Genomic DNA, 14,896 nt, shown 5'->3' with positions numbered 1-14,896 from the left:
ATGACATCAGCACTTATTACCCTGCACAATATCAGTAAATCGTTTCGCCATGCCAATATTGCCACCCTAGCGTTACAGAACATTAGCCTGAGCATCTACCCTGGCGAATTCGTCGCTATTACCGGGCCGTCCGGTTGCGGTAAATCTACCCTGCTGAATATCCTCGGCCTAATGGATACCGCCGATCAAGGTGACTACATGCTGGCAGATATTAATACCAGTAAACTGAGCACCAACCAGCGCACCGCTATTCGCAACCAGCACCTTGGTTTTGTCTTTCAATCGTTTAACCTGATTGATGCTATGACGGTGTTTGATAACGTTGCCTTACCCTTACAGCATCGCGGCGTAAAACGCGCAGAGCTGACACAGTGCGTCAACGCCTGTTTATCGCAAGTGGATATGAGCCACCGCGCCAGCTTTTATCCGAACCAGCTGTCTGGCGGCCAGCAACAGCGTATTGCCATTGCCCGCGCGCTGGCATGCTCACCGCAGCTGCTGTTGGTAGATGAACCTACCGGAAACCTGGACAGTAAAAACGGCGATGCGGTAATGCAGTTGCTGCAACAGTTGAACCAGCAGGGCACCACTATCGTGATGGTAACGCACGATTTTCGCTACAGCCGTCTTGCCACCCGCCAGCTCCAACTGCTTGATGGCCATATCGTCGCCGAACAACAGCAAAATAAGGATGTTGCCTGATGCTCTACTTGCACGCTTTAACCTTTGGCTTAAAACGTTTGTATTTGCAACCCCGGCTGTGCCTGCCGGTTATTGTCAGCCTGGGGCTGTCACTGGCGGCCATGCTGGTGGTGTTGACACTGTGTTATACCATACTGATCCAGCCTCTGCCGCAGGTGCGACAGGCTGAGCAACTGACGGTGCAAAAGATTAACCTGCAGTTTGGCCGAGTTGAAATTGGCTTAATTGATCAACACCGCTTTGTTAGCCTGCAACGGCAGTTTGCCAGCTATGGCGACTGGGGCTATTTGACCAGCAGCACAAAAGATAACATTGAAGCCAACGCACAACACTTTAGCGCGACGGTGTTTTTTAGCAGCAATAACACGCCGCAATTACTGGGTATTGCCTTAATTAATGGCCATGCCCCCACTCAGGCTAATGCGGACCAGGCGGTGTGGATATCAGAAAGTTTGTGGAAAAACCGCTTTAATCGCAGCGCCGACGTTATTGGCAAGTCTCTAACTTTGCAGGATAAGGCTTACAGCATAGCCGGCGTAATGCCCGATTTTTATGCCGCAGCAGATAATCACCAGTTTAGCGCAGAGCAGGTGTGGCAAGTGTTTGATCCGGCTACTACAGCGCCGTTTTCTGAATCGACCCGGTTTGGCAGCAATGCCAGCATTATTTTACGCAGCGACGGCGCACTACCCTCAGAGGCAGAACTGGCGCACTGGCTGGAAAACGAGAAACAACAAGCGCCTAAAGCACTGGCGCCCATATTTCAGGATGCCAGCTTCAATACCAGCCAACAAGGTTACCGTCAGTATTTGCTGGCTGACAGCCAGAAACTGCTATGGTTGCTGCTGGCCGTTACCGCTGGTTTATTCAGTATAGCGGCACTGAACCTGACCAATGTGCTGCTGGCGCATTACCAGAGCCGGCAACATGAATTTGCCGTGCAAACCGTCAGTGGTTGTCGCAAAGCCACCTTACGGCTGCTGATTGCACTGGAAAATATCAGCTTAATATTACCGGCGATACTGTTAGCGCTGTTGGCAGCCCAATGGTTGTTCCGGTTAATACCTACCCTGGCGGGCGATGCCATTCCACTGGCGCAAAGTGTGGAGCTAAACGGCATCACGCTGATAAGTGCCGCAGCACTGGGCGCAATACTGCTGTGGCTGTTCAGCCTGCCGGTACATAGCAACGAAAACAGCCTGACAACAAAACTAAATCAAAGCGGCAAGGGTAGTAGTAAACAGCAAAAAGCGGTGTTGATAAAATGCTTACTACTACTGCAGCTGGCTATAGCGTCAGTATTGATCACCAGCACCGCCGCGCTGGCCTGGCATAGCTACAAAGAAATTTTTACCGGCTGGGGGTTTAATATGGTTAACAGCTATCAAATACGGCTGCAAAAAGAGCAGCAGTTTAGCGTATTAACCGGCAACAGCGATAACAGCACAGCCGAGCAAAAGGCAAGCAGCTACCGGCAGCAAAGGTTGCAGCTGCAACAGGCTTTACAACAACACTGGCCCCAGGCAACGGTACTAGACAGCAACAACCAACCAATATCAGACGCACTTACGATAGGTATGCTTAAATCTGCCGCCGACGCGCCCAATATCGAACACACAATTGCAGTGGTAGAGCCGCGCCATTTCGCCACCTTTGGCATACCCTTGCTGCACGGCAGAAGCTTTAGTGCCGATGAAGCCCTGCGCACCATTATTGTTGACCTGAATTTTGCCCGCTTGCTGCAGCCGGCCGATCCGGCGCAGGCTGTCGGGCAAACGTTATACGCCAATAATGACGCCTACCAGATTATTGGCGTGGTCGCTAACGTTAAAACCAACAGAAAGCCGCTACCGCACCGCTATTCACCCACCAATGCCAGTAACCCGGTTATCGACTGGCAGCAGCTGGTGTTGGTGCTGCCGGAACAGCTGCCCATTACTGAGGCCGATGTCAGCCTGGCGTTGGCGGAACTGGCTACCGGTTATACCGTTAAATTGTTTCCGCTGCAGCAATTGTGGCAAGATCTGACCCGACAAAGCCGGATCTATTTTTATCTGATCTGCCTTTTTAGCGCTACTACCCTGTTACTGGCACTGCTTGGCACCGCAGGTGTCAGTCAAATGCGGGCTCAGCAACGGCGTTACGAGCTGGCAGTGCGGATGGCCACCGGCGCCAGCCAGCAGAACCTGCTCTGGCTGCTGGGCCGGGAAAGTGGCATATTAGTGCTAAGTGGTCTGGCACTGGGTGCCTTAGTTACCACCCTGGCCTACCAGCAACTGCAACGCAGCTTCAGCACTTTACCTGAGTTCAACAGTACGGTATTTATTAGTCTGAACCTGTTGCTGCTTACGGTAGCACTGGCCACCTTGTTATGGCCCGGCTGGCAGGTAATTCGGCAGGACCCGATGAAAACCCTGCGCTCGCTGTAGTACACAAAGTACAACATAAGGACACAACGTGGCTGTAACCATTCTGATCGCTGACGATGATGCCGATATCCGGCTGGCACTGGAACTGTTGTTAAGTGCCGCGGGCTACCGGGTACTTAGCGCCAGCAATGCGGATGCGGTTATAGCTGCGCTCGCGCACAAACCGGCGCTGATCCTGCTGGACATGAACTTTCGCCAGGACACCACCTCAGGTCAGGAAGGCCTGACACTGTTGGCTGAACTGAAAAGCAGCGGCATCCCCATTATTATGATGACCGCCTGGGGCAGCGTTGAGCTGGCGGTTAGCGCCATGCAGCAGGGCGCGGCCTTTTTTATCCAAAAACCCTGGAATAATCAGGCTCTGCTGCAGCAAATTAAACAACAACTCACCCTTAGTGCGCTGCAAACTGAAAACCAGCAATTACGCGAGCTTACCCAGGCCAACAACGACAACTGGGTGGCCGCCAGCCCAGCGATGCAGCAGCTGGAGCAAATGGTACACACCGTAGCCGGCACCGAGGCGAATGTGTTAATTCTCGGCGAGAACGGCACCGGCAAGTCCGCGCTGGCACAACGTATTCACCAGTTATCAGCGCGCAATAAGCAAGCCTTTATCAGCGTGAATATGGCCGCCATTCCGGAGAGCTTGTTTGAGGCCGAACTGTTTGGCCATGAGAAAGGCGCCTTTACCGACGCCAGAAAACAGCGACACGGCCGCTTTGCGCTGGCAGATCAGGGTAGCCTGTTTCTCGATGAGATAGGTTGCCTGCCACTGCACTTACAACCGAAGTTATTGCGAGTGCTGGAAAGTGGCGAATTTGAAGCGCTGGGTTCCAGCGCAAGCCAGCGCAGCGACGCCCGTATTATCAGTGCAACCAATGCCGACTTAACGACTCTGGTGCAACAAGGTCAGTTCCGCCAGGATCTACTGTACCGGTTAAATACTCTGGTATTAACCTTACCGCCGTTACGCCAGCGGCAAGCTGATATTCCACTGTTAACGGCACAAATTTGCCAGCGCTTGTGCCACAAATACCGCAAAGCACCGGTGCAATTTACCGCTGCAGCACAGCACGCTTTGCAAAAATACCATTGGCCGGGTAATGTGCGCGAATTGCACCATGTGCTGGAGCGCGCTGTACTACTAAGCCAAACCGCGCTACTGGATGTTGAGCAGCTACAGCTGCCAGGCACTCCGGCTAATACGCCTGGCAACTACCCATTGGATTTAGCGGCCATGGAACAGCAATTAATTCAGCAGGCACTGACACAAAGTGGCCAACAGTTAACTCAGGCCGCTGAGCTACTTGGGATTTCGCGGCATGCACTTGCCAGACGGTTGGAAAAATATCAGATGCCGTTGCCTGAATAATGACAGGCCTTTACCTGCCACTCTATCTGACCATATTGTTAAGCCTGTTGCTCACACTGGTCACTACGCTGTATCTGCACGCTTTGGGCTACAATAGCCTGACCCTGCTGACCGGCCTGTTTGTCATCAGCTGGCCACTGGGCGCCTTGTGGTTCGGGTTGTACCTTAAAATTAAATTACCACTACAACAGAGCCTGATTTATTGCCAGAGCCTGAACGAAGACAGCCACAATATGTTGCCAGACACCAGTGCTTTGCCTGCAGAGTTTCAGCAACTGCTTAGTGAAATGCGTCAGTTAAAAACAGCCACGCCAGCCAGCGACGACGCCTTACTGTTAACCATAGTGGCGCAGCAGCTACCCTATCCATTGCTGGTGTTTAATGCCAGCCTACAGCTGGTGTTTGCCAACACTGCCGCCAGCGACAGCCTGCAACGGCCGCTTATTTTACACAGTACTGCCACGGCCCTGGGTTTTACCACAGAGCCCGTGTTAAGCCACCCGGCACTGCAGCAAGGCTGGCAGCAACACTGTCTGCACTATCAGCATGCACCACATCACTACCATATTTACTATGCGCTGGACTTACGTCACCCGTTATATCAGCAACAAAAACACAGCCAGCAGCAATTGATCCGGGTACTAAGCCATGAGCTGCGTAACTCATTAACACCGATGGCTTCTATGACAGATACCTTGCTGCAACAAAATGCTCTGCCAGAACAAGCCACCCGCGAAGTGCTGCAACGCATCAATGCCCGCAGCACCAAGCTACTAAGCTTTATCGACAACTACATCACGCTGAGAGAAGTACCACAAGCGCAGTTACACTGGTTCAGTATGGAATCGTTACTGCAAGAGGTGCGGCTGTTAAGCCAGATTAGCTTTGACATAGTGGCCGATCCACGCTGTTATGGTGATCAGGTATTACTAAGCCAACTGTTGCTGAATTTACTGAAAAATGCCGCTGAAGCGGCGCAACAGTTAGGCCAGCCAGCGCAGATCAGCCTGCGGTTTTACTATCAACAATACCAACAAATTCTGGAACTCAGTGACAACGGGCCCGGCTTTAGTAACCCGGACAACCTGTTTGTGCCATTTTACACCACTAAAGCCGGTGGCTCCGGTATTGGTTTGTCACTGTGTAATGAAATAATGCAGCGCCATAATGGTACGCTCACTGCCAGCAACTTGCCAGACGGAGGTGCTGTGCTCACAGCAAGTTGGCCCTTGCATTGATGGGTGGACAGCCCCAGCGGGTAAAGTTAAATAAGCCTCTATTTACCGCTGGTTGTAGCAGTCTAATTTAAAGAAATATAAATCAGCCCTTTTAGCACTAAGGCTATGAGCAGAAGTTTACTCAAAGATGGCCAAAAGCTAAAAGCGTAGTCAGTTGAACGCCGTTGTGGTACCGGCTGAAACAGCCCTTTGCGTTCATAGTTTGCCGCTGGAAACAACTCAATGGCTATACCGCTAAAAGACTCCGCCACCTGTTGCCAGTCCAGACTACGCCGACCTTTCGCCGGATCGTGAATAACAACACCTTTGTTGCTGACTTTGGCCAGCGTAATAAAGTGATTTAAATTCCAATGTAAAATAACCGGACTTTTTACCTGTGTTAACTGACGCAATTCTAGTTTAAGCACCCGGGCAGACATGCCTAGTTCAGCAGCAATCTGCACCATTTGCTTCACTGTCAAGCCATTGCTGCCCACCGGATACTTTTGCCGCAGTGCCGGCATATTAATTTTAAAGCCGTGAAAGCGCGCTAACATAGCGATACAGGTAATGCCGCATTCGGCTAGTTCGCTTTGTAAGTACAACGGTAAACGCTGACTTTTCAGTTGGATATAGTCGGAAAGGGCCATTAACTTTCCTCGCCTGACAAAAAACTGGCGTTGCTACGTTTTTGCGTTAACTTCATACGTACGCTGGCTAACGGATGTAGCACTGCAACATCGTAGGGATACTCAAATTGGATGCCAATATTGGAACCACCCTGTTGCATGGCGCGAATAACAGAATGGACCTTACCCCGAGCTTTATCCTGGCCCACTTCAATTTCAACAAACTGACCAGCTTTAAACATCTGTGCGTGGTGTTCTGCGACGGTAAAAAAATACAGATGATCGTCGTTTATACGCAATACCTTCGCAATAGGCTGCAACTCCTGAGCGGGTGTTCCGGCATTAATCATTGAAAAATATATACCTGACGTCTCACTGCTAAGCTGTTGCAGTGCTTCAGCGTAGTTTTTTTCATCAACTGCACGAACCTGAACTATCGCCTGATGCTTGCTAATACTGCTGCCATCAGGATACAAGTGCTGAATAACCTCAAGCTGCAGCGGTGATACCAGATGGTGGTAGTTGCCGATATGAGGCTCGGCTTTTATCCAGCCATTGTCGGCAAAGTTGTTTAACAGCAACATGCTTGCCAACAAGCAAACCGTCAAAGCCATACCTATCCAAGCTTTTATTGAGCGTTTGGAGCTAATCATTACAGTGTTGTCCAATCCCAGCAGGTTATTTTTCTGCCATGTTGTTACGTTGGTTAAAAGTTTCAGATATGACATAGGTGCCATCCCTGTTTCAAATACAAGGTTTGATTTTGGGCACAACCGCGCTTTTTTGCACCTGCCAAAAATTACAGGTTGCCTCCGGCTGCGTCGCCATACCGATGTTAAGACCCGGCCGGTGTTTCGTTTAAAATCAGGCTCAATTCGTCTGAGTTAAGGAAACCGCCGACAATTTTATCCAATTCATCCAGAGCGGTAATTTCGATAAAGCCTTCCGGGGTTGTACTGGTGAATAACGATTCGTCTAAATTAAGAAAGTCTTTCATGTTGTTCCTCACTTACCTAAGCCGTATTGACACAATTGGGCTGCGTATCTCACTGGAGAGCACGGAGCATCTGCTTTAATTTTTATAACCAAAGTATAACCAAATTAATAACTACATATAATTCATACTGTTACGAACAAGCTGTTGCCTGTTAATACTGCCGGTTTTTTGCATACTATTCGTCAGATGAAAATTAACAGTACGCTCTGTAATGCCCAGGATCCGGCTGATCTCCCAGGACGTTTTGCCCTGCACCGCCCAATGAGTACACTCAATCTCGCGTGGCGTGAGCTGGATCTCAACCGTCTCATGGCTGGCACTTAAGCGCCGGTATGCATCGTAAATATAAGTAGCGATGATCTGCCAACACCAACCCAGCTTCTCCACGATCAGCGGCTGAGACACCGGGCTGTTAAAGCCCAGTGTTAGCCAGGCGCAATCAGGTCTCAGCGCAGGAATTGGAATAAGCAAGCTATTGTTCGGTACAGACAAATTGTTCGTTAAACTGTCTGAGCCTGCCCAAACTGGCTTATAACAACGGGTATGTATCCGTTTAAGGTTTGGCAAGGTCAACGTTTGCTTTACCTCATCAGGGGCTGCACCTATATAAGCCAGATCACAACTCTGGACGATCAGACAACACCATTGCACATGCGGCAGCAGGGCAGAGAGCTGAGTCAAGTAGCTCTCCAAACTTGGTATGGTGTCAATCTGATTCAGATCAGTTACTGCATGTTCCAGGAAGCCCATGGTATTACCCCTTTAAGTCCGGGTCACATACACGCAATACTTCACACAGAGACATTGGAGAAGCGCCTTTGTCTTTTCCACTGTCATTATCGTTATTGTCTTTAGCGTTAACGTCTGCAGTGAATGCCAGTAAAACTAAAAGTGTGGTAGCTAATTTTTTCATTTGAGTTCACCTCGTTGTTTGTGGTCGAGGTTATTTTTGACAGGTAGGGGCAGAAATGACATAACGGCGGCGTTGCTTTAAGGTTTGTAATCTATCACTATTTTATAAGTTACTTTTTTACCAGAGAAAAGGCGGCTTCTGATACAGCCGCAATGCTTTATTGCGCCATTGTACGCAGGCCACCAACGGATACTAAACCCTTTTGTAGCAAGGCTTTTACGCCAGACACCGCTGATGTGTGTTGCAGATTTACAGCTGAGCTGAAGGAAGAATATCGGTTTTAGCCTGTTGCTAAATAACGGCCGTCATACCGCATTGTTGCCGTTCGAAATCGGCAAAGTGATAAAACGGCAATGAAAAGTAACGCTGTTTTCTGACTATAACTATTGCGGCAGGCTCAGGTTGGCCAGTTCAATGACACTTAGATTACTAATCCGGGTACCTTGGCTATAAAAAATGGCCCGGTTGCCCTCATGATTTACAGCAAAACGGGGGCGCATTTTTTCAAATGGAAAACTTACTTGCTTAAATTCCTCGCTTTTTAAGTCCAACTGTTTAAGCCAGGTTGTGGCAAAATCAAAATCAGTCCATATCACGCGCTGCCCTCTAACGTACCAACGACCGATAAACTCAGTATTAATACTATGGCTAAGCTGTTTCACCAGATTAAAGCCGGCATCTAAAACAAATAGCTGGCCTTTTACATTGGCAGCGACATAACCATCCGCCGTTTGTCTTAATGAACGATAACCCGATACCACCCGCTTACTTAGCTGTGTACTGCGGTCAAACTGATGCAGTTCCCATGCTCCGGCAACTAACTGGCCAAAGAACACTCTCTTACCATCCTGCGAAAAGGCGGCGTGAGCATCAAGATAACTCTGCGACGATGACACCACCTCTACTGAGCCAGTTTGCACACTAACTACCACCAATTGCTGCCCTACCTGCAGCAGTAAGGCATCCTTTTCTGGATGATGCTCAAGCAACTCGAGTCTTTGATCTGTACTGAAAAGCGTTTTCTTACTACCGTTTGCCTGATCGTACTTCACTAACAAGCGCTGTTCCTGCTGCTTTACCGTAGCGAAAAATACGTGATCCTGACCAGTATAATTTATTGAACGCATACCGCTGAAGGTATTAATAATACGGCCTGTTGGTTGGCTAGTGGCCAGTTCAATTTCGCTAAACTCTTCTTCTGTGCTGTAGGCATTGCGCAAGACGAACAGCTGCTTTCTATCCTTAGAGATCGAGAAATCGGTAATCTTTTCCTCGCTATCCTCTGACAGCAACTGCTGACTGACAGACGACAGCTGAATGAAATTCAACCCCTTTACTCCCAATTCAATCAGAGCCCCTTCGTCCAGCCAATCTAATTTATCAACCAAACCATCAGTGGGCTTGGAGTAGATAACACGTTTTGACTGCACATCCTGGATCTCAAGCCAGTGCTCAAGGCCATTTAACACCACACTTGCCAGCAGGGTTTTCGCTGGTGAGTATACCGACAGATAAATGTGATCAACCGCACTGTTCCGGGCCTGGATACGTTGTAGTATATTCGCGCTGGCATTCCAAGAATACAACATAACCGTGCTGTGCCCCTCTTCAACAGCATTAATCAGCCAATCATCACCTTGCTGACCAGGACTCATATGGGCAATCATTGGAAAACTTAATACCGGCTCAGTAGCAGGCTGGGGGCTACTATCGAGCGTCAACCGATAAATTGAAGAATTGCCCAACTTTTGATTAATAACGAAAAGTGCGTGGTTACCGTCAAAAAAAAGCTTAGATGGCTGTGATATAGCCACAGGTATTGATCTAAGCTCACGGGTGTGGCGCTGCATCAGATAAATTTGCCAGGGCTCGCTTAGGTTTTTACGACCGATAAACGCCAAATGCGCACCATCAGGCGACAGCGCCAAGCTACGCTTTTCTCCCCCTACAGTAGGTATGACTTCTGCAATCTGCGGGGTATTATCGAAAACTTCTGCCACAGAAACTTTTTGCTGCCACAGCAGGCCAAGGCCAGCCAATGTCGCGCCACACAACAATGCTATAGTCAGGACAGACAGGCGAAACGAGCGGGCAGGTGCCTTGACAGGCTGAACTATAACATCGGCATAACCACCGGTCAGATCCCAAATGCCAGATTCTGGCTCAGCCGGGTTATGAGTACTGCCTGTTGCAACCCCGGGCATCAGTGCGCTAACACTACAAATTAGCTTATAACCGCGCTTTGATTGCGACTTAATGTATTCAGGCTCGGTAATGTCGCTATCATCAAGTAAAGTCCGGAGTTTTTTAATCGTCCCCCTGACAGCAGTATCGCTAACTACCCGCCCTACCCACACTTTTTCGTGTAACTCTTGCAAACTAATATACCGATCACGGTGTGAGTGCAGATAAGCCAAAACTTCCAGAACTTTAGGCTCTGCTTCCAGCTCTTTTTCACCTTGATACAAAACATGGCTGCTGGTATCAAAAATAAACTTACCCAGGTTAACCTTGGACATAAGCTCAGAATAGTTATTCGAATTTAAAGGCATTATGTCCTGTAAAATATTACAGAACAAGGGGTATATTAAATAACTGTAAATTACGCCAAGCCAACCCTCCCTATAATTATTTCCCAAATTAACCACAAAAAATATATTATTAACAAATAATGACGTTATAGGGAATTAAAATAACGTTGTCTTTGTCATGATGTCAGCTTGCGGTTTTAAATCCAGGGCTAAGTTGATATTGAAATTCATCACAGTAATTTTCAAGCGCTATCGCTATTTCTTTTGTAATAGGACCTGATTGTTGTAAAACAAAGAGATGTTCTCCTGGCAACATTTTCATGTTAAAGGCTTTATTGGTTCTCTGTTGCCAGGCGAGCAAAGAATTTTTAGTGACGCTGGTATCAACATCTCCATAAAAAACAGTAATTGGCGACGGAATAGGGCTTACACTTTCATCTTGCCAATCAGCGCAAAGTTGCACATCTGCCCGAAAGATAGGCAAAAACAACTTGCGCAGGGCGTCATTGTTTAATACTTGTTCAGTTTGGCTACTCATACCTAATATCGATTCAAGATATTTTTCAAAGCCCTGCGCTTTCACTTTTGACCGCATAAACTCTGCCGATATATAGCCTCTGCCAGAAACAAACAGATGCTGTGGCGCGGCAAAGCCTTTTTGAATCAGTTTACAAGTTAACAAGTAGCTGATCAGCGCCCCCATACTGTGGCCGAACAATGCATAAGGCTGTCCGGTAAAAGGCGCAATCTGTTCGACCAACTCATCTATTAACGCCATCATGTCACTACGCAAAGGCTCACGAATACGCCGCTCTCTTCCGGGCAGAAAAACCGGGCAAACTTGCACCTTGGGTTCAAGTAAGCTGTGCCATTTTGCATAGAACTGACTTCCACCTCCGGCATAAGGAAAACAAAATAACAATACTTTACCTTTCTCAGGTTTAAAATTGGCTCCCAGCCAGTTCGCTGTGCTATCTGTTTTCATTACTCATACCTCAATGCATCTATAGGGTCTAAACGGGAGGCCTTGACTGCCGGGGCTAAACCAAAAAATATACCAATCGAAGATGTAAATACGATCGACAACCAAATAGCCCATACCGGAACCAGCTCTTCCAGCGGCACGGGCAAAAACGCCGAGAACAATTCTGCAAACATTGCACCTATGGCTAATCCCACTACACCGCCAACCAAAGACAGTAGAACTGATTCGCACAAAAACTGGATCATAATGCAGCGAGGTGTAGCCCCTAACGATTTCAAGATCCCTATCTCTTTGGTTCTTTCAGTAACAGATACCAGCATAATGTTCATTACGCCAATGCCACCAACGATAAGACTAACCCCCACTAATCCACCAGTGACGGCAAATACGACAGACAAAATACTGTCAAACTGCGATTTCAGTTTTTCAGCCGTGATAAATTCAAAGCTATTCGCTTCTTCGGCTTTAAGGTTCAGTCTGGCCCTTAATAAGCTGGTCAGTTCCTGAGTGACGGCATCAATATGCACGCCGGCTTTAGGCCGGAACAACACCGAAATATTATTGGTAATGTCAGCACCAAACATCGAGCGCATCGTGCTTACCGGTATCAGAATGTAGTTGTCCTGATCTATGCCGAACATAGAACCTCTGGGCTCACCTACGCCTATTACTTTGAACCAGTCAGAGTTAATTTGCAGATATTCACCTACCGGGTCGTCTACCATCGCCAGGTTTTTTGCCACAGTGCGGCCGATAAATACCACACGCCGGCGTTGCTGATCATCACTTGGGTTAATAAAGCGGCCATACTGCGGGTACACATTGACAACGCTTTGATACAGGCTGGTCGCACCGATAAGGCTCGATGTGGCAGTGTTACGCCGATACAACATCCGGGGCGTTGATTCCATCAGCATCACTGATGGTGACATGTCCTGCACCAGCTGGCTGCGGCTTTCTAAATACAGATAGTCGTCGTATGACAGCTGGCTATTGATGCCCAGCTGCTTTTTATCTTCCGGTGTTTTGGCTTGCAAGGTCACCATATCACTGGCAAAGTCTTTTAATTGCGCGTTAATTACTTCTCCGAGCGCATGAGTAACCGAAATTACTATGATGACAGACGCAATACCGATCACTATTCCCAATATAGTTAGCAGACTGCGTAGCTTGTGACACAGCACCGACTTTACCGCCGCTTTTGCCGATTGCACTATTTCATTGATCAATTCACGCATTTACTGCTGCTCCAATTGACGGGATAGCGACGGAAATATCAGAATCAATTGCACCGTCAACTATGCAAATGCGGCGCTGGCAATGGGCGGCAATATCGCTTTCATGCGTCACCAGTACTATGGTGTTACCTTCTGCATGTAATTCATCAAATAACGCCATAATTTCCCAGGTCGTTACGCTATCCAGATTACCGGTAGGCTCGTCGCCCAGCAGTATCGCAGGTGCCGTCACCAAAGCCCGGGCAACAGCCACCCGCTGTCTTTGACCGCCTGATAACTGGTTTGGTACAGATTTCGCTTTATGTGCCAGGCCAACACGTTGCAACTGATGCATTGCCATTTCTACCCGTTGCCGCTGTGACATAACCCTGTACTTCAAAGGCTGCATCACATTGTCCAAAACACTGGCGCGTGGCAGCAAATTGTAATTCTGAAATACAAAGCCGACCTCCCGATTGCGAACCATCGACAACTGCGTTTCCGACATTTGCGTCACATTCTGTCCGTTTAGCAGATATTCGCCGCCGCTGGGTCTGTCCAGACACCCCAGAATATTCATCAAGGTCGACTTGCCCGAACCAGACGGCCCGGTAATGGCGTTGTAGCTGTTTTTGTAGATAGTCAAATTTAACTGCTTTAACGCTACATGCTCGCCATCTTCAAACTTATACACTTTGCGCACGTCGGTTAATTGTAAGACGGCACTTTGCATGATTAACTCCCCCCGCTTGTGGTTTGCATGCTTTGCACCGCAGTGCCTTCCCGCAGCAAGGATGTTGTCCTGCTTGGCCCGGTAATAACCTGCTGCCCCGCGCTCACGCCTGCCAATATCTGTTGTTCAGTATCCGTTGCCAGACCCAGCTCAACTAATTGACGCCTGGCTTTACCCTGTTCAATCACCCACAGAAAAGGCTGCTGCTCGCTCTGAGTAGCTATGGCTGAAACCGGTACAACAACGGCAGTGTCAATCTGCTGTTCAACAATTTCAGCACGACAACTCATGCCCGAGCGCAGATGTTGTATATCGCCGGCCAGGTCGACCTTAATCATGACAACCAAACCCGCATTTGAAGTGGTATTTGCAGCAGCTGCGCGCACACCGATTTTTGACACTGTACCTGAGATCCGTTGCTCTTGATCTGCTGCTGCGTAGATGTTAACTCGCTGACCTAGCTCAACATTTGCAATATCTGCTTCGTCTACCCGTAGGCTGGCTTTCATTGACGCCGGATCGGCCACCGTCATCAGTTCTGAACCAATAATATTAGTAGTACCGGCAACAACCGTTTCACCTACTTTGATACTGACATTCACGACCAGGCCGTCCATCGGTGCAACAAATACGCTTTTGGCCAGCTCCTGCCGGGCTTCCTGCAACAGTGCCTCACCGCCAACAAGCGACGCCTCTGTAGATTCGATACTCAGCTTGGCAATATTTAACTCTTTCTGCAGCTCCTCCAAGGCATCTTGTGACACTAAGCCCCGACTTTTTAGTTGCTTCTGTCGATTCAGCTGCTGCTCAGCTCTTTCAAACTCTTCTTGAGCCTTGCGCAATTCTATTTCCTGCAGATTGAGATCCGCGGTCATCCGCTCCAGCCGGGCAACAAAGGAGCTGTCATCTAACTTGGCCAATACATCGCCCTGGCGCACACTATCCCCTTCTTCAACCAACACTTCAGACACTCTGCCAGTTACTTCAGATCGAATACTGACTTCACGATCATAAATCACGTTACCGGACGCCAGGATTGAGCTCTCTATATTGCGAGCAGATACAACAGCGGTATTCACCTCAAGCGCTGAGGCAGATCCGGCTTTTTGAAAGCCTACACTTACACCGACTGTTACAACCAAAATTAAGAATATGATTATCTTTTTCATAT

14 protein-coding genes are annotated in these 14,896 nt (G+C 48.5%); 4 read left to right on the top strand and 10 right to left on the bottom strand.

Annotated features, from left to right (window positions below):
- From ACYVIC_RS04350 to ACYVIC_RS04335, 4 genes are read left to right on the top strand one after another with little or no spacing between them, the layout of a single operon-like run.
- Complete coding sequence (locus ACYVIC_RS04350; protein WP_460857615.1) at window positions 1-702, top strand: ABC transporter ATP-binding protein; 702 nt, start codon at window positions 1-3, stop codon at window positions 700-702.
- On the top strand, window positions 702-3,131 hold the full coding sequence (locus ACYVIC_RS04345) for an FtsX-like permease family protein (RefSeq protein ID WP_460857613.1): 2,430 nt from the start codon (window positions 702-704) through the stop codon (window positions 3,129-3,131). Before ACYVIC_RS04350 ends, ACYVIC_RS04345 begins: the two co-directional genes overlap by 1 nt.
- A 28-nt stretch (window positions 3,132-3,159) precedes the next feature.
- The gene (locus tag ACYVIC_RS04340) at window positions 3,160-4,503 is read left to right on the top strand and encodes a sigma-54-dependent transcriptional regulator (protein WP_460857611.1); all 1,344 of its coding nucleotides are present in this window, start codon (window positions 3,160-3,162) and stop codon (window positions 4,501-4,503) included.
- Window positions 4,503-5,741: a sensor histidine kinase gene (locus tag ACYVIC_RS04335; RefSeq protein ID WP_460857609.1), complete on the top strand. Its 1,239-nt coding sequence runs from the start codon at window positions 4,503-4,505 to the stop codon at window positions 5,739-5,741. Before ACYVIC_RS04340 ends, ACYVIC_RS04335 begins: the two co-directional genes overlap by 1 nt.
- 62 nt (window positions 5,742-5,803) lie before the next feature.
- Here ACYVIC_RS04335 and ACYVIC_RS04330 read toward each other — a convergent pair whose 3' ends face one another.
- The 10 genes from ACYVIC_RS04330 to ACYVIC_RS04285 form a co-directional block, all read right to left on the bottom strand.
- On the bottom strand, window positions 5,804-6,370 hold the full coding sequence (locus ACYVIC_RS04330; protein ID WP_460857607.1) for a cysteine peptidase family C39 domain-containing protein: 567 nt from the start codon (window positions 6,368-6,370) through the stop codon (window positions 5,804-5,806).
- Window positions 6,370-7,077: a hypothetical protein gene (locus ACYVIC_RS04325; protein WP_460857605.1), complete on the bottom strand. Its 708-nt coding sequence runs from the start codon at window positions 7,075-7,077 to the stop codon at window positions 6,370-6,372. Before ACYVIC_RS04325 ends, ACYVIC_RS04330 begins: the two co-directional genes overlap by 1 nt.
- 107 nt (window positions 7,078-7,184) lie before the next feature.
- Window positions 7,185-7,346 (bottom strand): hypothetical protein, encoded by a 162-nt coding sequence (locus ACYVIC_RS04320; RefSeq protein ID WP_460857603.1) that lies wholly within the window; start codon window positions 7,344-7,346, stop codon window positions 7,185-7,187.
- Between the two features lie 111 nt (window positions 7,347-7,457).
- Window positions 7,458-8,096: a helix-turn-helix transcriptional regulator gene (locus ACYVIC_RS04315; RefSeq protein WP_460857601.1), complete on the bottom strand. Its 639-nt coding sequence runs from the start codon at window positions 8,094-8,096 to the stop codon at window positions 7,458-7,460.
- A 4-nt stretch (window positions 8,097-8,100) separates the two neighbouring features.
- On the bottom strand, window positions 8,101-8,259 hold the full coding sequence (locus ACYVIC_RS04310) for a hypothetical protein (protein ID WP_460857599.1): 159 nt from the start codon (window positions 8,257-8,259) through the stop codon (window positions 8,101-8,103).
- A 383-nt stretch (window positions 8,260-8,642) separates the two neighbouring features.
- On the bottom strand, window positions 8,643-10,778 hold the full coding sequence (locus ACYVIC_RS04305) for a winged helix-turn-helix domain-containing protein (RefSeq protein ID WP_460857597.1): 2,136 nt from the start codon (window positions 10,776-10,778) through the stop codon (window positions 8,643-8,645).
- Between the two features lie 196 nt (window positions 10,779-10,974).
- Window positions 10,975-11,775, bottom strand: a complete 801-nt coding sequence (locus tag ACYVIC_RS04300; protein WP_460857595.1) for a thioesterase II family protein — start codon at window positions 11,773-11,775, stop codon at window positions 10,975-10,977.
- Window positions 11,775-13,013 carry an ABC transporter permease gene (locus ACYVIC_RS04295; protein ID WP_460857593.1) on the bottom strand — a complete coding sequence of 413 codons (1,239 nt, stop codon included), beginning with the start codon at window positions 13,011-13,013 and terminating at the stop codon, window positions 11,775-11,777. Before ACYVIC_RS04295 ends, ACYVIC_RS04300 begins: the two co-directional genes overlap by 1 nt.
- Entirely contained in the window at window positions 13,006-13,725 is a 720-nt protein-coding gene (locus ACYVIC_RS04290; RefSeq protein WP_460857591.1) for an ABC transporter ATP-binding protein, read from the bottom strand. The genes ACYVIC_RS04295 and ACYVIC_RS04290 overlap by 8 nt, the downstream gene beginning before the upstream one ends.
- 2 nt (window positions 13,726-13,727) lie before the next feature.
- Window positions 13,728-14,894, bottom strand: a complete 1,167-nt coding sequence (locus tag ACYVIC_RS04285; RefSeq protein WP_460857590.1) for an efflux RND transporter periplasmic adaptor subunit — start codon at window positions 14,892-14,894, stop codon at window positions 13,728-13,730.
- Window positions 14,895-14,896 lie beyond the last annotated feature (2 nt).

Source organism: Rheinheimera gaetbuli, assembly GCF_054781935.1.
Note: the sequence above shows the minus strand (reverse complement) of the source record. Positions and strands in the feature narration are given on the sequence as shown.